The organism is Oscillatoria sp. HE19RPO (assembly GCF_024220515.1).
Taxonomy (GTDB): Bacteria; Cyanobacteriota; Cyanobacteriia; order Cyanobacteriales; family Laspinemataceae; genus Laspinema.
This window is the reverse complement of sequence record NZ_JAMXOT010000030.1, coordinates 1-26317: the sequence shown is the minus strand read 5'-3', so window position 1 is coordinate 26317 and position 26317 is coordinate 1. Positions and strand designations below refer to the sequence as shown.

General features: G+C 49.0%; 13 protein-coding genes. 5 read left to right on the top strand and 8 right to left on the bottom strand.

From position 1 onward, the window contains the following. Positions 1 to 8: 8 nt before the first annotated feature. From NG833_RS03445 to NG833_RS03415, 7 genes are all read right to left on the bottom strand, one after another. Positions 9 to 194 carry a hypothetical protein gene (locus NG833_RS03445; RefSeq protein ID WP_254563934.1) on the bottom strand — a complete coding sequence of 62 codons (186 nt, stop codon included), beginning with the start codon at positions 192 to 194 and terminating at the stop codon, positions 9 to 11. A gap of 1 nt (position 195) precedes the next feature. Beyond that, the gene (locus NG833_RS03440; RefSeq protein WP_254563933.1) at positions 196 to 5247 is read right to left on the bottom strand and encodes a hypothetical protein; all 5052 of its coding nucleotides are present in this window, start codon (positions 5245 to 5247) and stop codon (positions 196 to 198) included. Positions 5248 to 6542: 1295 nt separating this feature from the next. Then, positions 6543 to 6764 (bottom strand): hypothetical protein, encoded by a 222-nt coding sequence (locus NG833_RS03435; RefSeq protein ID WP_254563932.1) that lies wholly within the window; start codon positions 6762 to 6764, stop codon positions 6543 to 6545. A gap of 186 nt (positions 6765 to 6950) precedes the next feature. Continuing rightward, on the bottom strand, positions 6951 to 9887 hold the full coding sequence (gcvP, locus tag NG833_RS03430) for an aminomethyl-transferring glycine dehydrogenase (protein WP_254563931.1): 2937 nt from the start codon (positions 9885 to 9887) through the stop codon (positions 6951 to 6953). 156 nt (positions 9888 to 10043) lie between these two features. After that, positions 10044 to 10433, bottom strand: a complete 390-nt coding sequence (gene gcvH / locus NG833_RS03425; protein ID WP_254563930.1) for a glycine cleavage system protein GcvH — start codon at positions 10431 to 10433, stop codon at positions 10044 to 10046. Positions 10434 to 10808: 375 nt separating this feature from the next. Then, the gene (locus NG833_RS03420) at positions 10809 to 11591 is read right to left on the bottom strand and encodes a hypothetical protein (RefSeq protein ID WP_254563929.1); all 783 of its coding nucleotides are present in this window, start codon (positions 11589 to 11591) and stop codon (positions 10809 to 10811) included. Between the two features lie 330 nt (positions 11592 to 11921). Then, a complete protein-coding gene (locus NG833_RS03415; RefSeq protein ID WP_254563928.1) occupies positions 11922 to 13262 on the bottom strand; it encodes a pitrilysin family protein in 1341 nt (446 codons plus the stop codon). Between the two features lie 357 nt (positions 13263 to 13619). On the opposite strand from NG833_RS03415, the gene NG833_RS03410 reads away from it, so the two are divergent. The 3 genes from NG833_RS03410 (at position 13620) to NG833_RS03400 (ending at position 17822) form a co-directional block, all read left to right on the top strand. Next, on the top strand, positions 13620 to 13946 hold the full coding sequence (locus tag NG833_RS03410) for an STAS domain-containing protein (protein ID WP_254563927.1): 327 nt from the start codon (positions 13620 to 13622) through the stop codon (positions 13944 to 13946). Between the two features lie 305 nt (positions 13947 to 14251). Beyond that, positions 14252 to 15787 carry a C-3',4' desaturase CrtD gene (crtD, locus tag NG833_RS03405; protein WP_254563926.1) on the top strand — a complete coding sequence of 512 codons (1536 nt, stop codon included), beginning with the start codon at positions 14252 to 14254 and terminating at the stop codon, positions 15785 to 15787. A gap of 553 nt (positions 15788 to 16340) precedes the next feature. Then, entirely contained in the window at positions 16341 to 17822 is a 1482-nt protein-coding gene (locus NG833_RS03400) for a hypothetical protein (RefSeq protein WP_254563925.1), read from the top strand. Between the two features lie 409 nt (positions 17823 to 18231). Here the strand turns inward: NG833_RS03400 and NG833_RS03395 are convergent, their stop codons facing one another. Continuing rightward, the gene (locus NG833_RS03395; RefSeq protein WP_254563924.1) at positions 18232 to 21561 is read right to left on the bottom strand and encodes a hypothetical protein; all 3330 of its coding nucleotides are present in this window, start codon (positions 21559 to 21561) and stop codon (positions 18232 to 18234) included. A gap of 360 nt (positions 21562 to 21921) precedes the next feature. Here NG833_RS03395 and NG833_RS03390 point away from each other — a divergent pair, with 360 nt between their 5' ends. Both NG833_RS03390 and ppc read left to right on the top strand, forming a co-directional pair. Continuing rightward, a complete protein-coding gene (locus NG833_RS03390) occupies positions 21922 to 22161 on the top strand; it encodes a hypothetical protein (protein WP_254563923.1) in 240 nt (79 codons plus the stop codon). A 997-nt stretch (positions 22162 to 23158) separates the two neighbouring features. Continuing rightward, positions 23159 to 26197, top strand: a complete 3039-nt coding sequence (ppc, locus tag NG833_RS03385; RefSeq protein ID WP_254563922.1) for a phosphoenolpyruvate carboxylase — start codon at positions 23159 to 23161, stop codon at positions 26195 to 26197. Positions 26198 to 26317 lie beyond the last annotated feature (120 nt).

The window sequence follows — 26317 nt, the reverse complement described above, 5'->3', positions numbered from 1 at the left end:
CAAATAAATCATCCTTGCTTTGATGCGATCGCACCTAACAAGGCTCTTTTAGCCCGCGCAGGCACCGCTTTGTCCGTGTAGCCCCAGGCTTGAGCCTGCGGGTTTTTTGAAGGTTTTATTTTTTGGAGTTCCCTTAGCCCAAATTGTTCCGTGGGGGGACGGAGGCGATCGCCCCCGCCCTCTTGGTGAGTCACATTACACCACGGTGGTTTCTTCAGGTTGTTGGAAACCGGAACCGTAGACGTAGTTGAACGCTTGGACGTTCGTCACTTCCGTGATAGAGCTGGCGCTATAGAACTTAGTCAGAGCTTCAGCATTTTGAGTTTTCAGTGCATCCACATCCAGACCCGGAGTGGGGGCGAACCCAGCTTCTAATCCGGCAGTGAACATATACTCTAGGGTTTGTGAGTAGCTGACTTGCTCGATGGAGGTGGAGCCAGCCCAGGCCAGCAGGGCTTCTACTGAGGCCGATCCTTCCGCCAGATAGGACTCGAAGTCAACCAACTCCGATGGATCTTGACCGTTTTCTAACCCCGCACCCGTCACATAGTCGAAGAGTTCGTTGTTAGAGATTTCGCCGTTGCCATCCACGTCGATTTGTGCTTTGTTTTCTTCCAGCACCGTGGCATATTCGGTCTTATACCACTCTAAGTCAATCGCGGCAGAGGTGTTTAACCCTTCAGCGATGCCTTCAGTGTTCATGAAGTCGTAAACTTGGCCACCACTGATGTTGAAGACATTTTCGAGGCTGTAGTTCGCCAGGATTTTATCCGAGAGGTTCTCGGTATAGTAATCCATGTTTACAAATTGGGTGACATCAATGCCCAGTTCAGACGCTTGGTTGAACATGAAGGAGACGATATCCGACTTGCTGAAGACGCCCGAGGTAGAGGAGGCACCAGCGATTTCCAAAAGCTGAGTCCCATATTCCTCTACAAATCCTTCCACATCAACCGGCGTTAAGGAGAAGTCTGCTCCGGAAGCCACTTGGCTGTAAGCATATTCTAGGATTTGAGCATCGGTGATTTGTTCAGCGGTGACTCCAAACTGGCTGCTGATTTCCGCTGCATACTGAGTACCGACGAACTCGAAGTCAATCTCACTAGAGAGACCGCCATAGAGGTAATCAAGAACCAGTTCTTGCTTGAGGTCAACAACGGTGCTCACTTCGATATTGTAGTGACGCGCCAGGTCAACGGTGAACTCTTGCTTGAGGTAATCAACATCCACATACTGGGTGAGGTCGATGCCTTGTTTCACGCCTTCAGTGAGAGCAAACTTGATGATTTGCTTATCACTCAGGGTGTTCACATCGAAGTCACCACCTTCGTCGAGGGCTCCACTGAGTTTCAGAGAACCACTCTTGAGCTTCATCGAACCGCTCTTGAATTTAGCGGAACCACTGAAGGAATTCGATGAGCCAAATGAGCCGCTCTTACCGAGCTTGAAGGAACCGCTCTTGACTTTGATGGGGCTGCTTTCGCCGCCGTAGAAGGCTGTTAATGCCTCAGTGTTGTCGGTCAGATAGGCACTCAGGTCGATCGCACTGAGTTTGAGTTCTTCAACCTCTAAGACTGCCTTGAATTCTTCGCTGTAGGCAATCTGAAGGACTTGTTCGACGCTCAAGGATGCGCCTTCGCTGACGGTGATTTCTAAGCCGGTCAACAGTTCGGTTTGTTGAGCTTCAGTCAGTTGCTCGAACTGGTAGGCGAGGAAGTTGACATCGAGTCCGGAGAATTCGCTGCTGACCCATTCTAGGACTGCGGCACTGTCGAGAGTGGCGACTTCCTCTATCGAGATTTCCAGGGATTCGGCGATCGCCAGACCATAAGCCTCTTGGATGTATGCCGTTTCCACGAATCCTTCTAAGCTCAAACCAAGTGCCACGCCTTCTTTGAGCATGAACTTCTCGATTTGCTTGGTGTCAATCTCGCTGAGAGCATCAACTTCGATCCCCAAGGCTTCGGCGATCGCCTCACCATTGGCTTCTACATATCCGTCCACATCAAAGGCGGACAGTTTGACCTCTTCTAGGCTTTCCTGTGCATACAGGTACTCAACGATTTGCAGCTTAGTCAGTTGGCTCACGTCGGTGATAGTAGCATCTTCGGCGCTTACCACTGCCAGAATCTCTTCACCCAAGGTAGCGCGGATGTACTCAATGTCAGCAACCTCAGTGGCACCGCCAAACTGGAAGTCGAGGACCAATTCGCTGTTGAGGGTTTCCACTTCCGTGAGTTCAATGCCGTAGTATTCCGCCAGAAGGGCAGCATTTTGCTCACGATAGAGTTCGATATCTTCTGCAGCAACGAACGCAGACAGGTCAATACCGAATTTCCAGGATTCCTCACTCATGAAGGAGACAATCTGGGAGGAAGTAACCTCTTCGATGGAGGTGACACCGTAGAAGGTCAGGAGTTGGCTGGAAATCGTGGTATCAGCGGTAATCGCTTCTAGGTCGAAGGCAGACAGACTGGTGTATCCAGCTTCCCAGCCTTCGCTGAAGATGTAGAACTGGAGTTCTTTGCCACTCAAGTCTTTAACTGCGGTGCCGTCAGCGGTGACTTCTTCACCGTATTTCAGCTTAAAGTATTCCGCATCGATGAAGGGAGCAGCATCACCGAACATGAAGCTGACCACTTGTTCTGCGGTGATTTCAGTAATCGAGGTCAGTTCAAAGGTAGCAACGAGGGCCGCCTCGAAGGTGCTTTGATAGTAGGTGACATCAATAAATTCGCTAACTTCCAGTCCTTGGGCGATCGCCTCGGTGACCATGAAGCTGTAAATTTGATGCTGGCTGAGGGTTTCAACCGACTCTACACTGTAGAAAGTCTTCAGTTCGGCTTCAAATTGGACGCTGAAGCCTTCGATATCGAATGGAGAAGTCTGTAACCCAGCTTCCATCCCTTCGCCAAAGGCATAGGCTTTCACCTGATCCTCGCTGAGGTCTTCGCCAGTGGCAGCCTCGTCACCCAACAACTCTTTGGCGTAGGCATCAAGTTCTGCCGTATAGGTGGCGCGATAGTAGCTGACATCTAAGACAAACTCACCGCTACTGAAGACATGATCCAGAACCTGAGTGGTTTCCAGTTCCGAGATAGTTTCGACGCTGTAAAACTCGCGAATGGTTTCTTTGTAGAGTTTCTTGATGTAGCCAACACTGAAGAAGGGAGACGGATTTAAACCGGCTTCGATACCTTCTTTGACAACGAACTCAAACAGTTCTTTATTGGAGAAGGTCGAGATATCGACTCCGAGTTTAGCCGCCAGTTTCGTCAGTTCAACACTGTTAGACGATTTGAAGAAGGACAAATCGATTAAGGGAGTGGGGCTAAATCCCAGTTCCAGAGATTTTTCCAGCAACTGTTCCAAGCTGAGGCTGGAGATTTCTTCCTCCGTCATCCCTTCCTCTAGCAGTTTGGTCTCAACTTGGGTCTTAACCGCAGACTCGAAGTAGCTCAAGTTGACGAAGGGGGAAGGATTCAATCCTTCTGCCGCAGCGAATTCTTTGATTTCCTCGGCTTGTTCTGCCGTGAGATTGTTGAAATCAAAGCTGGCAAACTGTGCTTGGAGTGCCTCTAGGTTGTTCTTGACAAGGTATTGGACGTTGAATAACGCAGTCGGAGCAGGTGCTGGACTGGTTGGGTCTTCTGGAGTTTCGCCAGTGGGGTCTTCTGGAGTTTCGCCAGTGGGTTCTTCGGGGGTTTCGCCAGTGGGTTCTTCTGGAGTTTCGCCAGTGGGCGCTTCGGGGGTTTCGTCGGGGGGGATATTCTGGTTATTACCCGAAGAGACCAAGTTGGGGTTATCAAAGACGATTTGGGGATCGGATCCGTCTTGGGCGTCATCTCCATCCAGGTCGTCGCTACCCCCATCGAGGTCACTGTCGCTGCCATCGCTCAGATCATCGCCACCGGCACTGCCTAAGAGGTCCTGACCTTCAGCGCTACCGAAGAAGGCGAACAGTTGCTCAATGTTGATTTCTGAGAAGCTGCTGACACTGAAAATGCTCGTCAACTGCGACCCAAAGATAGATTCCAGGCTGCTGAAGCTGAAGGATTCAGAGGTTTGCAATCCTTGGGTGAAGGCAACATTGATGGCGTAAGAGATGAGCTGGAATCCACTCAGGCTGGAGAGTTCGCTCACGTTGAAGAAGCTTTGAACGTTCTCGCTGTTGGCTTCGGCAACCACCTTCAGGTCAATCAAGGGGTGGATCTTGCGCTGCTCTTTCAGGCCAAATTTAAACAGGTGTTCGGTAGCTGTAATTTGACCGGAGGCTACAGCTTGTGCAACATCGGCATTTTGCTGGAGATAATATTCGGAATTGAAGAAGGAGCTAAATTGACGATTTTCTTTCCAGCCAAACTGTAGGAAGTGACCCCAAGCGGTGATTGTACCTTCGGCAACCGCTTGCTGAACGTCTGGATTGAAGGCTTCGTATTCTTCGGCTTTGAACAAGGCATGGGCCACCCGTTTCTCGAACTGGCCGTGGCGCACAAAGTGACCAAAGGGGGTGATTTCGCCCTCTTCGACGGCTTCTTCAACGTCTGGGTTATTTTCCAAGTAGCCTTTGATGTCGATAAAGGCGTTGAAACTGCGGAGTTCTTTCATCCCAAATTGGACGAAGTGGCTAATCGCAGTGGTTTCTCCCTGCATGACCGCTTCTAGCACATCTGGGTTTTCGGCCAGATAGTGGGCTTCATCAAATAAGCCGGTCTCTTCGACCTCTTGGATGGCTTCGGCTTCTGCCATTTCTTCTTCCGTCATGGCAGTGGTTTCCATCATTTCTTCACCTTCGGCGACGGTGCCATCTTCTGCGGTGGCTTCACCCTCTTCGGTGACGGAAGTCGTTTCCACAGCTTCTTCCCCTTCGGTGACGGTGCCATCTTCTGTCGTGCCATCTTCCACCACAGAAGTCGTGGCGATCAGGTCCGCATCGCTGACGGTGCCATCTGCTGGGGCCTCTCCCTCCAGAAAAGTTGCGGTCGTTAGGTCAGTATCCGTGGCAGTGCCATCTTCTGGGAGGGCTTCGGCGTCTGTGCTTTCTTCCACAACCGCAGTCGTTTCTGCCGTTACAGGTTCTACAACCGTGGTATCCGTGGTGGTGGTTTCCACAGGTTCTTCCGGTGGCGCTGCTTCCTCGGTGGTTTCAGCAGGGGTTACCACGACGGTTTCATCATCGGTTGCTGTGGCTTCTACGTCAGTGGTGGTGCCGTTAATTTTTGCGAGCAATTCTTCTTGGGTCAACATAAATGAGCTCCAGTGTTTGAGGGTCAATAAAAGGTCGGGGAACTACGTCGGTGGAAACGGAAAGCCGGGTTTCCCGTTTCCGGGACTGATTTCGCTATAGATGCTCCCTATAAGAGGTAGGGATTCCCTGATTTAGAATGTTTATTTGTTCGCTTAGATGGTCTGAGGACATCTTGAGCATCATCCTTAATTTGAACTCGGGAATTTTGTAATTTAATAATGATGTCCACTTCTAAACACCCCGTTGTATCCTGACTTACTACTGATTAGGCGGTACATCAAGGAAAGACAAGATTTTGAATTTCCTTGTTCCCTTCTTTGACATTTGCCAAATAGAGGATGTTCCCGTTAAGTGGTTAGACTTGATTGTTCCGAGAATGTTTCCGATGGTTTAAATTTATTTTTTTAGCCAGCGCCCTCTCAAGTCAATTTAAAGCATGGAAGCCTTCAGAACTTGTCGAACATCAGCTTTAACTTACCCAAAAGTAGAGTCAGTTGCCTTCCGTATTTTTGCTGATTTTTTTACTTTTTCTTTTAGGTTTACCCCCTCACTGAGGGTTGACAAACTCATTGCAATGTCGCCCCCCCTTTGTGGGATAAACAAGGCAAAGTCTCGCACCCCAAATTGTCTGTATGCGTTTCCAGCAGAGAGTTACAGGTTTTAAGATTTAAAATTTTACTGAGTTTTTATTTCAGGAAAAAGTTAATGACTCATAAAAAATTAGACCCTTTACATCCTTCTGTATGAGTCCTCAGCAACTCTGATGATTTAAAGAATGGGGTTTTTAAAATTTTCTGAAAAAAGTCTAAACAAGCTAATCTTTGTAACTAAACTATTACCTTTAAGTGATTCAGTGATTTCAGTAAAAACTCGCAAATTATAAAATATTGTTCTCAAAAACTCAGCCGTTTAAAAAATAAATAAAATTGGGAACAGAAATAGACCAATGGATGTCATGGGAATAATTTTTAAAAAAATGTAGAGAAAGTGACTGCAACACAGAAAATTAAAAGAACGAGGCACTTTAATGGTTCTTGATTTCTTGAAAATATCAACTGAATTGACTCCCTTGAATTTTTTATAAGTGAAATTCACTTAAGTCCCTAAAATCAAGTGATAATTGCAGGGAAACCCGATTTTTTCCCGAGGAGGGGAGGAATCGATAAGGGGGGAATCAGGGATTCAGTTTTAACTTGAAATAAGTACATTTAATAAGGCGATCGGTAAAGGAAGGTCTGAGGTCGGATTTTTAGTCACTCCGAAATTGAGACGTCTCCCTTGGGGGATGGGTTCCCTATTTTCCGGGTATCGGGGAAAATTTAGCAATTTCCCGTTTGAGTCCCGAAGGAGAAAGGGTTTTATCCATTTCCGACTGCCCGAAAATCCCCCAGTCTAACCGTTGAGAAAAATAATTGCATTCTGTAGCAAGGGTTGTAGGGTGAGGTGTAGTCAGTCGCGCAGAACCCATATTCGGTATGTTTAACCCGAGGCGATCGCCACTTCCTCCCGACTTCACTCCTTCTCAACCCCCCGCCTCAGAGTCCCTCAAATTAACCCCGGGTTAAATCTCCCTTAGAGAAAATTCCGGGCAAAAAATACCTGCTTTTTTCCTCATGGTTTAAATCCTCATCAGAGAAAATTCTGCATCAAAGAAAGGGCGCGATCGCACCCTTTCTTTCCCTAAATTCCCAATCCCCTAAAATTACTCCTGGGAATAGGATTCCATCGGTAAACAAGCACAGACTAAATTGCGATCGCCATAGGCATTATCAATCCGTCCCACCGAGGGCCAAAACTTGTGCTCTCGCGTCCAAAAGGCCGGAAATACCGCCTGTTCCCGACTATAAGGACGATTCCAATCCGAGGCGATCGCCACCGTTGCCGGATGCGGCGCATTCTTCAACGGATTATTCTCCCGATCCATCGTCCCCATCTCAATCTCCCGAATCTCCTCCCGAATCGCCATCATCGCCTCACAGAAGCGGTCCAACTCCTCCTTAGACTCACTTTCCGTCGGTTCCACCATAATCGTCCCCGCTACCGGCCAAGAAACCGTAGGCGCATGAAACCCATAATCCATCAACCGTTTGGCAATATCCTCCACCTCAATTCCCGCCGATTTTTTCAGCGATCGCAAATCCAAAATACACTCATGGGCCACCAACCCCGTTTTACCCTTATACAACACCGGATAAAACGGGTCTAACCGTTTAGCAATATAATTCGCATTCAAAATCGCCACCTGAGTCGCTGCGGTTAATCCTGCCGAACCCATCATCGCTATATACATCCAGGAAATAGGCAGAATACTCGCACTTCCCCAAGGGGCCGCAGAAACCGCCCCGATCGCCTCATTACCCCCTACGTTTACCACAGAATGTCCCGGCAGAAACGGCACCAAATGGGGCATCACCCCAATCGGCCCCATCCCCGGACCGCCACCCCCATGCGGAATACAGAAGGTTTTATGTAAATTCAAGTGACAGACATCCGCCCCAAAATCCCCAGGACGACATAACCCCACTTGGGCGTTCAGATTCGCCCCATCCATATACACCTGACCGCCACAATCATGGATAACCTGGCATAGATCCTTAATTCCCACCTCAAATACCCCATGAGTCGAAGGATAAGTCACCATCAACGCCGCCAAGTTCTCAGAATGCTTCTGCGCCTTCGCCTTCAGGTCCTCAACATTAATATTTCCATTCTCATCACAGGCGATCGGCACCACCTTCATCCCGCACATCACCGCACTTGCCGGATTCGTCCCATGTGCCGAAGTCGGAATCAAACAGACATTCCGATGCGACTCCCCGCGATGTTCGTGATACTGCCGAATCACCAACAATCCCGCATATTCCCCCTGAGAACCGGCATTCGGTTGGAGAGAAATCCCGGCAAATCCGGTAATTTCCGCCAACCCTGCTTCCAACTGCTGGAATAATAGTTGATATCCCTGGGTTTGTGCAGTTGGTGCAAACGGGTGAATCTTGGCAAATTCCGGCCAAGTGATGGGAATCATCTCTGCTGTGGCATTCAGCTTCATCGTACAAGACCCCAAGGGAATCATCGAAGTAGTGAGAGATAAATCCTTGGATTCCAGGCGATGCAGATAGCGCAACAGTTCCGTTTCTGAGTGATAGCGATTAAACACCGGATGAGTGAGATAGCTGCTAGTCCGGGCAAAGGGCGAGTCAAAGTGACTATTTACCTCTTGCGCCAGTTGTTCCACCGTAAACGGCAACGGTTCCCCACTGGCAAAAATTGCCCAGAGATTCTGCAAATCTTCCAGGGTCGTTGTTTCATCTAAACTAATGGACAGGGTGGTTTCATCCAAAACCCGGAGATTAATCTGATGATTCGTTGCTGCTGCGAGAATTTCTGACTGGGATTTTGTCCCCAACTCCACCCGCAAGGTATCGAAAAAGGGTTCTGAACCGAGATGGTATCCCAGACGGGTTAATCCGGCAGCCAAAATTACCGTGAGATGATGGACGGTTTCGGCGATGCGTTTAATGCCTCCGGGACCGTGATACACGGCATACATGGAGGCAATTACCGCTAACAAGACTTGGGCGGTGCAAATATTGCTGGTTGCTTTTTCCCGACGGATATGCTGTTCGCGGGTTTGTAGGGCCAAGCGTAAGGCGCGATCGCCATTCACATCTTTAGAGACTCCCACAATTCGTCCCGGAACTTGCCGTTTATACTCGTCCCGAGTCGCAAAATAGGCGGCGTGTGGTCCCCCATAACCCAAAGGGACTCCAAACCGTTGGGTACTTCCTACAGCAATATCCGCCCCAAATTCACCGGGAGGAGTGAGTAATGCCAGACTCAAAATATCTGCTGCAACGGTGACAACTGCGCCAGCAGTATGCGCTTGTTCCACAAATTCCCGATAGTCATAAACCGCCCCATCGGTTGCCGGATATTGTAACAACACTCCAAACACCGGGCGATCGAAGTTAAATTGTCTAAAATTGCCAACAATCACCTCAATCCCTAGGGGTCTAGCGCGAGTTTGGACCACTTCAATGGTTTGGGGATGACAATCCTCACTGACAAAATAGGCATTTGCCTTGGTTTTACAAAACCCATAACTCAAAGTCATCGCTTCCGCTGCTGCTGTCGCCTCATCCAACAGGGAAGCATTGGCAATTTCCAATCCCGTCAAATCCACAATCATCGTTTGGAAATTCAGCAGGGCCTCCAATCGTCCCTGGGCAATTTCTGCCTGGTAAGGGGTGTATGCCGTGTACCATCCAGGATTTTCTAGGATATTCCGCTGAATCACGGGCGGGGTGATGCAGTCATGGTATCCCATGCCAATGAAGGACCGGAACAGTTGATTCTGGGAGGCGATTTGTTTGAGATAGGTTAATGCGGCGGTTTCGCTGAGGGGTTGCGGCAGATTCAGGGGGGTATTGCGGCGAATCCGACTGGGAATCGTCGATTCAATCAGGGAATCCAGACTGGAAAACCCGACTTCTTGCAGCATTTGCTCAATTTCATCGGAGGAGGGTCCATTGTGTCGGTTGACAAAAGCATCGGGGGTGATTATCCCTTGAGATTCGGCAGTAGGCGCAGACTGTTTGACTAAATCTGTGTCGTTCACGGTTGTCTCGAAATTTAGCATGAGTTGGGGAATCGGGGAGAGGGGTTAACAGGGAGGGCGCACCGGGGTGCGCCCCTACAACATCACCGGAAGCATGATTACTCTGAAAATTTCTTATATCGGTTCCGGATGGGGGCTGATATTAGCAATTCAGACGGGAGTGGTGCAAACCCGAAGCTATTCTCCTTCAACTTGGGCGCGATATTCATTCGCGGACATCGCATCATCAAGTTCATCCGGGTCATTAATCCGCACCTTCAGCAACCAACCTTCACCGTAGGGGTCGTCTCCAATCAGTTCTGGGGCTTCAATCACTTCATTGTTCCGTTCTACAATGGTTCCGGAGATAGGGGCATAGAGGTCTTCTACTGCCTTAACTGACTCAATGGTACCAAAAGTCGAGCCTTTTTCTAGGGCTTCGCTAATATCGGGCAGTTCCACAAACACGATGTCCCCGAGTTGATCCAGGGCAAAGGCACTGATCCCTATGGTAGCAATTTCCCCATCTAGGCGGACGTACTCATGGCTATCAAGGTATTTGAGATCTTCGGGATATTCCAGGTTCACGATTATTTCCTCACACTAACTGCACGGGATTTCCCTAATCATAGAAAGGACGTCTCTACAAGGCAATCATAATTGTCGATTTCTGCAAATATCTCCTTTTTCCGGGGGAAGTGGGTTGGGATTTTTCCTTTGCCGGGTAAGTTGCTAATATCATGGAAAGGAAGTTTTGTCAACAAATATTAGAGATTACAGGTTATTAACCTCGAAAATTTAATGTGAGGGGGTGGAGGCTTTATCATTTCGCTGGAAATCTGGGGTTACCACAAGAAAGGTGAGATTGATTTTAGGGGTGGGATATATTTAACCACTGATTTCACGGATTTTCACAGAATGGGATGGGGCGGAGGATTGAGAAGATAACGACTGAAGTCGTTACTACGAACAGGGGAGAATTTTTAGGAGGTCTAGTTGGGTTCCTAATTGGGTTTTCTTTAATTTTGTTGTGTCTTTTTCGGTTAAAAGTGAATGTCTTAGGGTGAGGGTTTCTAAATGGGGGAGGGCGGTGGAGTTAAAGAGATGGAAATAATGGGAGGTTGGGGTTTTGTGTTGTTGGTAATTTTGGATATAGGTTTCGGAATAGTCAGTGAAATCGAGGGTTTTTAGTTGACTAAAGCAAGTGGATTGGGCTAAGTTTAGAATAAAATTTTGGGTATCGTAGCCGGTTTGGAGGGTGAGGTGTTTTAAGGGGTGAGGGGGGCGGTTAAAGAAGGCGGGACTGGGGGCGGAGGGAATGGAGAGTTGTTCTAAATTGGGCATTTTATCCAGGAGTCGGGCGACGATGCCCTCTTCGGTAAAGTCGCCTAGAATGGTGCGATTGTGGTGTTGGGGTTGGGTGCCTTGGATGTCTAACAGTCTCAGGTTTTGATAGGTTCCTTCTCCTTGGGTTAAGGGTTCTAATTTCCACGATCGCGTTCCGTTGATGCCTTCATCCGGGGCAGATAGACGCAGGGTTTCTAGAAAGGGGGCAAAGTCGGAAAAGGCGAGGAGTTCGAGGATTTCTTCATAGAATTCATCCTCTACATCGACATAATAATCCAGTTCCAGTAATCCATTCTGGATTGACCCAATTAGTAAGGAGTTGTTGATTTCGGACAATTCGCATTGATAACCGGCCAAATGTCTGCATAATTGTTTGAGGGCTAAATTTGATGCTTCCATATTCAATTTCAGGGGTAGGGTGATATAGCGGGGGAAAGGCGCAAGGGTGCGATCGCTCTCTAGGGTTTTCTAGGGTTGCACTACCCCAAATTATATCCCATCGGGTTTCCCAAAGGGTCGGATCATTTCATCCGGAATCCGGTTGGGATCGGTCGGTAAAAACCCACACCCTCAAGGGTGGGGCTATACAAACGAAGCCCGCCTGCGCGGGCTAAAGCGCGAAAACCGACTTTTACCAACCGGATTGGGGATCACTCCGGCGATCGCAACTCTCCATAAAATAGAAAAGACGCGATAATTCGCGTCTTCCTAACCTGGGGACTCCGTGAATTATACAGCCGGTTTAATCGTCACTACCCCATAAGCATCCGCCGAGAGATAGTCTAATGCCGCTTGCTGGATGTCTTCGGGCGTGAGAGACTGTAAGTGGGTGGGATAATTGAACGCCGGTTCTAAATCTCCCATCAGAGAGTGGTAATATCCATAGAGGTTGGCCCGATCGCTGGGGGTCTCGTTACTAAAGATAAACCGATTCACCACCTGCGTGACAATGCGATCGATTTCCGATTGCCGCACCATCTCTCGATGGAAAGTGCGAAGATGTTCCTGGATTGCTGCTTCTACTTTCTCCAGATTTTCCGAAGGCAATTGAGCAGAAATCGTGAAAATCCCCTGGTGATGAAAGCTACTATTACTGACCGAAATGCCCGAAACTAAGCCTTTCTCTTCTCGCAAATCTTGCACTAACCGTCCCATCCGTCCCCGTCCCAAAATCGAGGCGACAGCATCCAAGGCGTAAGTGTTGTTTAATTCCGTTAATCCCGGAACGCGCCACATCATCACCAGTCTCGCCTGTTGCAGTTTTTCATCGATGAATTCCCGGCGGACAATGTTCTCAAATGCCGGTTCTCCAGTTGCGCCAATGACTTGACTGGGTTCAGGGATGAGTTGTTCGTCATCGGTGGCGAGTTGCCAGTTGGGATGAAGAGAGAAGGCGGGACGTCCGTTTTTTTCAAACCCCTCTGCCACAATCTCGATTAATTGTTCCACGGGTAAATTGCCCACAGCAACAGCAGTCAGCGATCGCGGTTGATACCAAGTTCCGTGGAAATCCCGCATCTGCTGTGCCTTCAATCCGGCGATCGTCTCCGTCGGACCCAACACCGGGCGACGGTAAGGCAATCGTTCAAAGGCGGTTTCCATTGCCCGAGAATAAATCCGGCGCCGGGGATTATCCTCCGATCGCCGAATTTCTTCTAAAACCACCAGTCTTTCCCGTTCAAACCCATCCTCGGGAATACTCGGATTGAGTACCACATCAATTTGTAAGGGGGCGAGTTCGGCAAAATCCTGGGGGGCGGAAGTAATATAGTAATGCGTATAATCCTGACTTGTAGCAGCATTTGTCACAGCACCCCGTTCCTCGATGCGGCGTTCAAACTCTCCGCTTTCCAGGCGTTGGGTTCCTTTAAAAACCATGTGCTCCAAAAAGTGGGCCATCCCGTTGATCTCATCGGATTCCACCGCCGAACCAACATTTGCCCAAATGCTCAGGTTCACCGCCTCCACTGGCATCTGTTCTGCGATAATCGTCAATCCATTGGGGAGTCGATGAATCTTGGGGCAGTTCAGACGAGGGAGAGAGGAAAACTTAACAAGCGTTGAAGTCATTAGATACTCGTTTATTTGAGATTTCTTCTTCTATCTTAATCATTCTTCATGCAATGGGGAGGGCACAATCACAGATTTCTGCTTTGCCAAGCTGCTTCACCCCCAGGCGATCGCCCCCAATATCTAGCCCTTTGATTACATCTCCAAATATATTGGATTGTTAACCCGTTATATCCGCCAATTCCCCCCCCATCCGCCAATTCTCCCCCATCCCCCAATTCCCCATATAATAGGAACGGATAGGATTTTTCCCTCATCCAGTAAAAACCAACACCAGTTGGCCGATTTTATCAGGGGCATCAGATGAATCGCTAATCAGGGTAACCATTCAATGGACCGTTTTGGAGGAGAACCAGCATGAACGTCATTGTTAAACCCCAGGGCAATTTAGATGTAAAAGTCTCCGCCATGCTTCAGCAAAAAATAGCAGCTTTAGTGGCGGAAAACTATAACCATTATTTCATTGATTTGGCCGGGGTCAAGTCCTTGGGTCATTGTGGGGTCAGCACCTTATTGGCGGTCGATCGCCTAGTTCGCAAAACTGGCAAACGCCTAAGTTTGTGCAACTTAAATACTTCCGTTCAATACATTTTGGAAATCAGTGACCTCGCCTGTGAACTGGATATTGTCGAGTCCGGGTCCGATGATGAAATGCTTCGAGTCGGCACGACCATCCTAGTCTAATTCACAAGGCGATCGCCTTCACCCGATCAGGGAATCATCTACTATGTCCACTCTATCTAAGACTCAGGATTGACAGCCATTCGCCCTATTTACCACCCCTTAACCGTTGCCCTATTTTTACGAACATTACAGAATGCCCCGGGTTAAACTCTCCCTAAAAGTCCCCAATCTCAGATAGGGGAGACGGTCAGTATCAGGCCCTACACTTTTTCACTTGTCAATTTTTGCCCATCGTCTACCGTTCCCAAATTGTGAAAAATCCTTTACAATTAAAAAAATATTAAAAAATGTAAAGCTAAACTCGAATGTCAAGCCATCATCAGGGTGAAAACCAACCTCGCGTTATTGTGATTGGGGCAGGAATTGGCGGGTTAACTGCCGGGGCATTATTAGCCAAACGAGGCTATGCAGTGCGGGTTTTCGACCTGGCGATCGTTCCAGGGGGATGCGCTTCGACCTTCCGACGACAGGGATTTACCTTTGATGTGGGTGCAACACAAGTCGCTGGATTAGAACCGGGGGGGATTCATCACCGGATTTTTTCAGAATTAGGAATCAATCTGCCCGAAGCAACAGACTGTGACCCCGCCTGCGCCGTATTTCTGCCTGGAGAAACCACCCCGATTAATATTTGGCGGGACCCGCAACAATGGCAACTGGAACGGCAGCGCCAGTTTCCCGGTAGCGAAACTTTTTGGCAGTTAATGGCTACTTTGTTTCGCGCTTCCTGGCAGTTTCAAGGCCGAGATCCGGTGTTACCTCCCAGGAATTTCTGGGATGTTTGGCAGTTAATAAAAGCCCTGCGTCCCAATACGATGGTGACGGTTCCCTTTACGTTAATGACGGTAGGGGATGCCTTGGGATGGTTGGGATTACAACGAGACAAGCGGCTGAAAACCTTTTTGGATTTGCAACTGAAATTATATTCCCAGGTGAATGCCCAGGAAACGGCGTTATTATATGCAGCAACAGCGTTAGGGGTGTCCCAATCTCCCCAAGGGTTATCCCATTTAAAAGGGAGTATGCAAGTATTGAGCGATCGCCTCGTCGAAGGGTTAGAAAAACATGGGGGCGAACTGTTCATGCGCCATACGGTCAAACAGATTCAGGTCCCAGAAAGCGGCGCATCCACCGTGACGATTCTCAATCAAAAAACTGGTGAAATTTGGACCGAACAACCGGATTTAATTGTTGCCAATGTGCCGGTGCAAAATCTCGTCAACCTGGTGGAGTTGCCTAAAGGTTCAGAAAACTTATTTCAGCAGTTATATCGGCGTCGGGTGGAGAATTTGCCTCCGGCATCCGGGGCATTTGTGGTTTATTTGGGAGTGAAACAGGAAGCGATTCCGGAGAATTGTCCCCCGCATTTACAATTTTTGTATGATTATAAGGGAGAAATTGGGGAGAATAATTCTTTATTTGTGTCCGTGAGTCGGGTGGGAGACGGAAGATCGCCCGAGGGGATGGCAACGATTACTGCTTCCTCGTTTACGAATACGCAAATTTGGACCAACTGTGAGGATTATTCCCAGTTAAAGCAACAGTATGAAACTGAGGCAGTCGCCCGGTTGGGAGGGTATTTTACCCTGAATCCAGAGACGATTGTTTATCAGGAATCGGCGACCCCGCGCACCTTTGCCCGGTTTACGGGGCGCGATCGCGGGATTGTCGGAGGCGTGGGGCAGCGTGTAGCGACATTTGGACCCTTTGGACTAGCGACGCGGACTCCGATTCCCCATCTGTGGTTAGTGGGAGATTCCACCCATCCCGGGGAAGGAACTGCGGGGGTGAGTTATTCCGCACTCACGGCAGTTCGGCAAATTGAAGCTGAGGGATATTGAAGGATTGTCAGGGAAGTCAACGGGGTTTAAAAATCGCCGCTTGATGGCAAAGGGATGATAAAATCAATCCAGGTCGCGATCGCGATCGCGTCTAGGGTGGGGCTGCACAAATACTCAAGGATCCATTCACCTGTTTAACCATTCACGGATTGGAGATTCTCTGCTGTTTTATAAAATTTTATACAAAAGTTTAGTTTATGGGTTTTCACTCCCTCTAGCCACGACTAAAAACCCCTAACTTAAGAGTCTAATATTTTATCACAATTATCAGGACAATTCATGACATAAATTAAAGTTCAGCAATCAGGCGATCGGGGTTTATTTGAGGCGTAGCCCAGCGGTAAAAACCCTCAGTCAAGCATGAAACTTCCCCCTATCGACGGATTACCCAAAATAAACCCTTCCGCTAAGATACGAGGGCTTGAAACCGGAAAACAGAGTGAATCTAAATGATGGAACTTAACCCGGAACCATCAGTCTCCATGCTGGTAAATTCCAGAAGTTTCACGGTTCATTTCCGACAGCATTAATCAGAAGATATAGAAAATTAGTCATGAATCTTCCAAAAGTAAACGCCCCAAACCTTCATTTATTTGCCTTTCATTTGCGCCATGAAAGCGGCATTCGTTCTGAACCCCAAATTGTACCGGGGGCAGAAAAATTATGGGAAAAACTCGGACAAATTCTCAATCAATATGGGTATGAAAATCCCCTGGATTTGTTGGGTTATTATGCACCGAAAGGAGAGCAGGCTTACGACCCCAAAGAAGAAGGACCGGGCAATATCGTCAATCTCCACAAAAACGGCCTCATCGACTTTAAAGGCACTTTGAAATTGGATGAATATCCCGTCAATTTCACCGGGATTGCTTGTCCCCGTCGGATTTATGATAGTTATGCTTTAGCCTTGAATATTCGTCGGCCCGAAAAAGAAAATGAGCGTCAAACTGACGCTGTTCCTATTTCAATTTATGGCCAATTTAATACCCATGCAAACCTGTTACTCCCCGACTTTATCCAAAGTTCGTTAGGCCAAACTCTCCTACTCACTGCCGATTTAACCGACGAGCAAAAGCAGTTTTCTCCTGAAGGGTTAAAAAACTTAGCCTGTCAATGTATCGAGGAATTGATTGAGGACCCAAAAAAACGGCCTGCTTATAGCAACAAAGGGCGGTTATTTGGTAGTCCAATTTTTGAATTTGGAGATATTGAAACCTTAGAGAGTCAGTCCGATTATCGTCACATTTTAGTTTTATTCTTTCGAGATGATACCCTCAAACGAAAATTTGAATCTTCCTATTGGGATTTAATCGAGCTGTTTTATTATCGCAATAAAATATTGACAAGTTTTGATTTTACGCGAAGTGGATACCAGGAAACTTATCGAAAATATGAACAAATTGAGGGGATTATTTCTGAGGTTAATCAACAAATCTCTAATTTAGTGCCGAATAAAAGAGTCGGTTATAAATATTTAGAAAGCCTGAAGCAAAAACTCAAAATCATGCCTGGATTGGCATTAGAATATTCCCGACTTCAGCAAGTTTTAGAACGGAATCGAAATACGATTGCCATTGATGCGAAAAAATATGATGCAGCCCTAGATGAAATTCAGCGCAAGCAAAATTTAGATGTGTTTTATTTAAAACCGATTGATTTAAGTTTTGTTGAAAATTTTACGCGACAAGAAGTGCCTTATTTTCAAGAACGAATTAAAGCGGATTTAGATTATTTTGTGCATGGCAAGGGACTGGTCGATCGCGCGATCGCCACCATCCGGGGAATTGTCGAAATCGAACGCATCGATCGCGAACGACATCTGGAAACCAAACTCGAAGCGATCGCCGTTGGAGTGGGAACTGCTGCCGTTGTCGCTGCCAGTTCCATTTACCTCAGTGTAGATCAACCCCTCAATCCCCCCGATCGGTCCCCCTCCATCGCATTATTCATGATGGTGATCCTGATTAGTATTGCCGTAGGGACGATTGTTTTTGCCCTATTTTCTTGGTTATTAAGCTGGATTCGTCGGGACTAATCCGCTGATTCTTTACCCGTTCGTAGTAACGACTTCAGTCGTTTCTTCCGGATGACGACTCAAGTCGTCACTACAAACTATTTTATTGAATTTCCCCTGTTCGTAGTAACGACTTCAGTCGTTTCTTCCGGATGACGCCTGAAGGCGTCACTACAAACTATTTTATTGCATTTCCCCTGTTCGGAGTAACGACTTCAGTCCTTTCTTGATTTTTATCGGCAGAGGAGTTTTCTCAACTGGGATAACGCATCCGGATGACGCCTGAAGTCGTCACTACAAACTATTGGATTCAATTTCCCAGGTTCGTAGTAACGACTTCAGTCGTTTCTTGATTTGGCTAGGGAAACCCATCCGGATGACGACTGAAGTCGTCACTACAAACTATTGGATTGAATTTCGCTGTTAATCCTCACTGAGTTTGGGGCCAAGGAATCATGGGGTCTTGGGATAAACGGTTAGAAACCTCATGTGCACCATAGCGGTTGAGGTGACTGGGGTCGGAAAAGCGATCGATTTCTGTTGGCCAAAGTTGACTGAGGTCTCGGAAACTGAGTCCTTCTTTTTCTAAGGATAAACTCAGCATATATTTTTGGAATTCCCGCTCATATTCTAGGCGCACTGGGTCCAAATACTCCTGAGTTAGAGGCATATTGATAAACACCAAGGGAATCTGATGTTCGCGGGTAAATTCGAGCAGGTTGGTGACAGCAGCGGTTTGGATTCCTGCGAGTTGGAAGGACTCGTAATCGGCATCATAGTCCCCGGAAACCCTGGCGTGTTTTTCATAGTAGGTCATGGGATTAAACCGCACGGATAAGGGCAAGAATCCATTAGAAAGGGTGGCCGGTTGGGGGGTGTCGGAATTGGATAACGCTGCGGATTCTTCGCTTAAGGCGATGATGCTTTCTTCCACGGACTCGAATGTGGTGTCCGTGGTGGTTTCTGCGATCGCCTCTTGGGAGACACGACTGGGTTCGGGGATGAAATTGCTCGCGATGTCTGCGATCGGTAAGAGGAGTTGACCCCGCAGAAAACCTTGGAGGCGATCGCGGTGTTCATAATTTGCGGACACCGATGCCAGCTTCTCATTAATCCACAAGTCCAGGTTTTCATAACTTTCCTTGACATTTAACCCAGTCCGAGCCCGTTGGACGAGGCTTTCACTCAGGGATGAGAGGGACTGACTGGCATCATCATCCTTTGCCATGTCCGGGATCTGAGGTCGATTGCCTAGGAGCAAATGGCGATATCCAGGGGACCGGGAAATCGCCTCAAAGGTGCGATCGCTCCGACCACTATTCAAGGCCCTGGCTCCATCAGCCCAGAGAATCAGTTTCGGTAACTGCTCTTGAGGAATCAGTTCGCGAACCACAAAGTCGGCCACTTGAGCGGTGGCCCCATTAATGCCGAAATTAAACACCTTCAGTCCCGGATAACGGGAAGAGAGAGACTCCTCAATGGTCATGGGAGCCACGCCGCGCAAGGCGCGGGAACTGCCAATAATCAACACATCCGGGGGACCCGAGGTGGCTAAATATTGCAAATACAACCGCAGTTGTTCATCTAACTGCTGAGAGTTAAAAGTGGGATAGTCAAAGGGTGGCAGAGTCTCGGGGTTAACGGCGATCGCCGGGTCCTCCTGAAATTCCGTAAAGCTAGAGCCATTAAAAATCGCATCCCCATCGTTCTGCGATGGATTCAAGGAGAGTTCACCGAGACTCAATCGGTCCTCGGGACTCCGCAAGGGGAGGGCGCTAGGGTCTGCCTGGGTTTCTCCCGGCATCGTTGCCGTTTCTAAAGCAGGGGAGGAGGAGACGGGGAACAAGGCAGCACGACCCAGGAGCCAATCGGTGTGCAACATGACTAATAAACCCAGAAAGCCCCAAATCAAGGCGACTTTAGTGCTGCTTGCCGGACCCCGACGGAAGGTTTTGGCGGGAATAAATAAACCTGTGAGCAAGAAGAGGCGGGTGACCCAACCCGGGGAGGGACGCTCCCGAGGTGCAAGGGGGATCACCTGTCGGGTCAGACAGGATTGTAATTCCTCCGGTGGGTCCGAGGCAAACATGGACTCTACCGCTTCTGGGAGGTCCTCTGTGGCATCGGGGTCGCCGTGGGTAAAGGCGATGACGGGTTCGGGCGTTTCCGCCTCGGCTAACTCGGGTTCCGGGGCTTCTAGCGGTTCTGGAGTCGGGTCTTCAAGGGTGTCTAGAGTCGGTTCCGGCTCGGGAGGGAGGAGGCTGGAGGGGGTTGAAATGGCGGTATGGTAGCGCCAGGAGGGGTGCTTATCTCCCCCTTGACGACCATAGAGACGAAGCTCCTCGACCCCATTTAGGTGCAATTCCTGGAGGAATTCTAGGACGAGGGGAGCGAGGGTGTCTTGGTCGGGACAGGTGGAGCCTTCGACCATGATATGCAGGAGGTCAGGGTCTTGGCGGAGGAAGACGGCAAGACCACTGCCATTGAGTTTGGCATCAAGTTCGGGATTGACGAGGCGATCGAGCAAGAACTGGAGGGCGTCCAGGTTGCCTTGGGTGGCGAGTTCCTGGGGGGAGAGGGCGAGCAGGGGGTCCCGGGCTGCGGGTAAGTCGAGCCAATCGACCCACAGGGGTGGGGCGTTGGAGGGGGTGTCGAGTTGGCGACCGTAGCGACAGCCATAGAGGGTAACGGCGTGGAGTCCTTGGGGGGAGAGGGATTTGAGAATGGGGGCGATCGCCTCGATGCAGAGGGATTTATCCGCTGCGGCGAGGGGAGAGTCTGTGGCGCTGGGGTCTGAGTCTGGGGTGGAGTTGCCGCAGAATAGATGCAGGGTGGCGTCTTTTTGGACCACGCCGACTTCCAGACCCTTAGAGGCAACCGCCAGATTTAAGAGGCGAGTGATGGCCGGGATATCTCCCCATCGGGCCCAGCTTTTGAGCCGTTCTTTGGTGGGAGTGAGGTCTACTCGCAGGAGCAATTCTGGTTTGCCATCGGGGGTGATGCGTCCGAGAATGGCGGCATCGCTGCATCCGGTTAACTGGAGTTCTCGCAAGCGATCGGCGATCGGCAAGGCGAGGGAGGTGGCATCAGCAGAAGCGGGGGACTGACAGAAGATCCAGAGACGGCGCGGGGGATAGGCCCGATCGCACCTGGAGCGATCGGCCCGTTTTAGGGGTCGGATCAGGACTTTGACCGAGATAGAATAGAGGCTGAGGGTTTCGGTGAGATATCGCGCCATCCCTTTAGCCAGCAGGGCTTCAGCTTCTGGATTTCCCAGGGAGGCCCGACTCTGAACCTTGAGCATCATCCGCGCATCGGTGATGGAGAAGGGGAGATTTTCTGTGGGGGGAGTGGGAGGAGTGGGTGGATGCGATGGAGTGGGTTGGAGTTCGGCAGAGGAGGGTCCGTTCTCAGACGATCGCGAGTCCTTGGGTGTTGGGGAATTGGAGTGACTGGATTCAATTCGCACACTCCAATCTGGACGCTTTGTCCCCTGGGTGCGACCGTAGAGAAAGATTTCATCAATGGAGGGATGATCCGGGGGTAACAGGCTGTCGATGCCTTGTTTTTTGAGGGCATCTGTCAGTCTAGGGACGGCGATCGCCATTGATGGACAGTGTTCGCTTTCCCAGAGAATGTGCAGGGTGTTTCCCCGGAAACGCAGATGAATATTTTCCCCCGGCACCTCTAAGGCTTCGGAGGCCCATTGGGTGAGGGTTGTCCCTGTATTAGTCTGCACCATCTCCTGTGTGTTTACCATCTAATGATTCCTCTCCCCGCTCTTTATCTGTTCAAAACGGGTCTGAAACCCCGTTGTTTACCGCGATCAACTGGAGAGTTTTTTTCGGGCCTATCATCCCGGGAACTCTCCGAAACCCTTGGATGCCAGTGGATGTGACCCGATCCAGATTTCCGCCTGATGGCTGTTCAAGATGAGTCTGGCAACTGCTGAAACAACAGATAATCTGCGATCGGGAGTATTTGGATTGTGGTCCCAGTAGCGGACTGGGTTTGCTCCAAATAGCATAACCCGTAAATTTTGTCATAGTTGAGATGACCTAACCGGGTCATGCTCAGAATTTCATTTTAATAATGTTGTCAACCTAGAACCGAGGTCCCTATGAACTCATCGAACTCACCGAACAGCGAACCTACCTCCTTGAATCCTGATGCCAATGAGCCTTTTGTCAAAATTTCCTCAGAATTGCTGATTACTTTACTCACCCCGCCCTTCCTAGGGGCTTTGTTGGGGGGAAAAGCCGTCAGTCAAATGCTGCAATCAATGGGTCAAGCGAGTGAAGAAGTGTTTCGAGGCGATCGCCTCCCGGTCCTGAATTTTCCCCATTCCGAGGAGGACTGAATCGCCATCAAGGGGCCGCTAGAGCCAGATTCCCAGCGATCGCCGATGGCAGAATGCCTGCCAATCGGTTCAGCTTTGGGGGACCCCTTGATGTTCTTTAACCCCGAGACCAGACCCGGGTGAAATACCCGGTCTGTTGTCTCTATTTTAATCTTTATGTAAATTTACGGTCAAACTGAGGGGGGCGGTTTGAGGATTGAACAGCGCCAGAGACTGCAATTGTCAGGAAATCTAGTTGATTAAAGCCGCTAATCCTAGGTAGTTTCAGAAGATTGGATCGAGAAGAAAGCGAGATTTAGGAGCAGTTAGGGGGTAAACTGAGTGCGTCCAGACTGCGATCGCCTCCAGGCACGAAGCCTGCTAAAAATCCCCGAATCGACCGTAAAATTAGCTAATAGCTGACCTGGCTCAGGCTGGGATGGTTCATGCATCCGATTCGAAACAAACCGGGGGTTATCCCTCGATTCCCCAGAATAGGGCAGACTCGCCTTTTGTTTTAACCGACTAAAGTTTTTTGAGTCACCACACCTGTCTAAGCCTTGCCAGTCCCTCGCTCGCAGCGAGGGGAGTCAAAGAGGTGGGAGCCTGTTTCGGCACAGGTGCTTAATTCGGTCAGACGATTCGAGCCGCGCCTTGATCGCGATTCAATTAGAGTGGCTGGCGATCAAGGTGGCACCGTAACGGTGTTCTGACCATTCACGTGCTAGTTTAACCCGTTTACATCGACCCGCGCTTTGATGAATTGGATTGAAGTCGTTGAACCGAATCAAGGTAAAAATAGAATTGGGGACAGAAAAACTATGTTGTCCGGATTTGGCGGGATAACAACCTTTCTTGGGTCTGAATTATGTAACTACAGGTTGGGTTTATTGAGGTTCACCGACTTATCCATTATCAGCGCAAAAATACCATTCATTCCCTCACCGGGATCACCGTCCCTTGAGTCGTTTTTTACCCAGTGTAGACCGGGTGTTTTCCAATCGTTCAGGAGGTTCTGATGACTTTACGACTCGAACCCTCAAATTCTGTTATGACAGTTAGTTCATCCGACTTGTTTTTACGCCATCGTCTCAAAGTTGTCGAGGACTTATGGGAGTCCGTCCTGCGGACTGAATGCGGTCAGGAATTAGTGGTTCTACTGGCGCAATTGCGAGCGATGTATTCCTCTGAGGGACAAGCCTGCAACTTTTCAGAATCCAGTGTTCTGAAATTGGTAGAACAGTTGGACCTCAATGATGCCATTCGGGCCGCTCGTGCGTTTGCCCTGTATTTCCAACTGATTAACATTGTCGAACAACATTACGAGCAGCGCGATCGCCTGCGAGGTGCGGGAGCACCTAACACGATCGTCTCCGAAAATGAGCAATTCGACGTTCCCAAAGAAAGCCCTTATTTCGCAAGTCAGACCGTTACTCGCCGTCGGGAATTAGCCCATTTCTCCGCTTTATTTCCAAAATTAAAGCAGTTGAATGTCCCCCCGCAGCAAATCCAGAAAATCATGGAAAGTCTGGATATTCGCTTGGTGTTTACGGCTCACCCGACGGAAATTGTCCGTCATACCCTGCGAACTAAACAACGGCGGTTGGCTCAAATTCTGCAAGAACTCGACAGCCTAGAAGAAGGTCGGCAACCGGATAGCCAAACTACATCCTGCGAAACGAAAGACCTCATAGAGGCACTCACTGAAGAAATTCGCCTATGGTGGCGAACGGACGAATTGCATCAGTTTAAACCCTCGGTTCTCGATGAAGTCGATTATAGCCTCCACTATTTCAAAGAGGTACTATTTGATGCAGTCCCTCAACTTCATCAACGGTTAAAACGCTCGTTGCAAGCGTCGTTTCCCTATCTGCAACCCCCCCGGTACAACTTCTGCAAATTCGGATCCTGGGTCGGGTCCGATCGCGATGGAAATCCCTACTGCACCCCTTCTATTACCTGGAAAACCGCCTGCTATCAGCGGCAGTTAATTCTAGACAAATACATGGGTTCCCTCGATCGCCTGACCCAACTCCTATCTTTGTCTTTGCACTGGAGTGACGTCTTACCAGAACTCCTCGAATCCCTGGAACAAGACCGACTGCAAATGCCAGAAATCTATGAGAAACTGGCCATTCGCTATCGACAGGAACCCTATCGGTTAAAACTCGCCTATATCTGCCATCGCTTAGAAAATACCCGCGATCGCAATCAGCGTCTTTACACCGAGTCGGACTGGAATCGCCATCTGAGCGATATCAAAAATGCTCCCATGTATCACTCGGGTGCCGAATTTCTCGACGAATTGCGCCTGATTCAACGCAATTTAGCCGCAACCGGCTTAAGCTGTCGAGACTTGGAACAACTCATATGCCAAGTCGAAATCTATGGCTTTATTTTGGCCCATTTAGATATTCGCCAAGAGTCCTCTCGCCACAGTACAGCAATCACAGAAATCGCAGAATACCTGCAAGTCTTACCCCGCCCTTACGATGACCTATCGGAAGCGGAAAAAGCCGAATGGTTGACGACCGAACTGAAAACCAGACGTCCGTTAATCCCCGCAGAATTGCCCTTTTCTGACCAAACCAGCGAGATTATTTGCACCTTTAGAATGCTGCGGGCGCTTCAAGAAGAGTTTGGCTTGGAAATCTGTCAAACCTACATCATTAGCATGAGCCGTGATGTCAGTGATTTGTTAGAAGTCCTCCTACTTGCTAAAGAAGCCGGTCTTTATGACCCCGCTACAGGTATGGGAACAATTCAAGTTGTCCCCTTATTTGAAACTGTAGAGGACTTAAAACGTGCACCGACGGTCATGCAGAACCTGTTTGAACTTCCGCTTTATCATGCTTTACTGTCTGGAGGATACCAAAATGCCCTCCCAGTAACTGTCACTGAAACGGATGCCCCAAACATTTCCAACCTCAAATCTTCTCACATTCAGGTTCCTAAATTACAAGAGGTGATGCTGGGATATTCCGATAGTAATAAAGACTCGGGATTTTTAAGCAGTAACTGGGAAATTCATAAAGCCCAAAAAGCCCTCCAACTGATTGGCGATCGCTTCAACGTTGTCCTCCGCATCTTTCACGGTCGTGGCGGGTCGGTCGGTCGCGGGGGCGGTCCAGCTTATGAGGCGATTTTAGCTCAACCGGGTCGCAGTATTAACGGGCGAATTAAAATTACCGAACAAGGGGAAGTTTTAGCCAGTAAATACACCTTACCTGAGTTAGCCCTTTATAACTTAGAAACCATCGCCAGTGCGGTGGTTCAAAGTAGCTTACTCGGGTCCGGTTTTGATGATATCGAAGCCTGGAATCAAATCATGGAAGAGTTGGCTGACTGCTCTCGCCAACATTATCGCGCCTTGATTTATGAACAACCTGATTTTATCGATTTCTTCCATGAAGTCACCCCCATTGATGAAATCAGTAAGTTACAAATCTCCTCGCGACCCGCCAGACGCAGTAGCGGCAAAAGGGATTTAGGTTCCCTCCGGGCCATTCCTTGGGTGTTTAGCTGGACCCAAACTCGGTTCCTCCTCCCTGCCTGGTACGGCGTTGGAACTGCCTTGAATAATTTCCTACAACAGGAACCGGAAGAACATCTGAAACTCCTGCGCTATTTCTATCTAAAATGGCCGTTCTTTAAGATGGTAATTTCTAAAGTAGAAATGACCCTCTCCAAGGTGGATTTAGAAATTGCCCATCACTATGTTCGGGAACTCACCCAACCGGAAAATCGCGATCGCTTTGAAGCCCTGTTCACTCAAATTGCCAGCGAATTTAACCTCACTCGCGATTTAGTGCTGGCGATTACCGAACATCAACGGCTGTTAGATGGAGACCCGGATTTACAGCGATCGGTTCAGTTGCGAAATGCCACCATCGTTCCCCTGGGTTTATTACAAGTCTCCCTCCTCAAACGCCTGCGCGAACATCAAAGTCAGTCCGTAACCGGCGTGATTCACTCCCGTTACAGCAAGGGCGAATTGCTACGCGGGGCCTTGTTAACCATCAACGGCATCGCTGCGGGGATGAGAAATACCGGCTGATGCATTCCGGGATTCGCTAAACTGATTCAAATAGAAGCAATCCCTCCCTCCGGTCCCCTCCGGTCCCCTCCCCTTGGCAAGGGGAGGGTTAGGGTGGGGTCCTCCGGTCCTCCGGTCCCC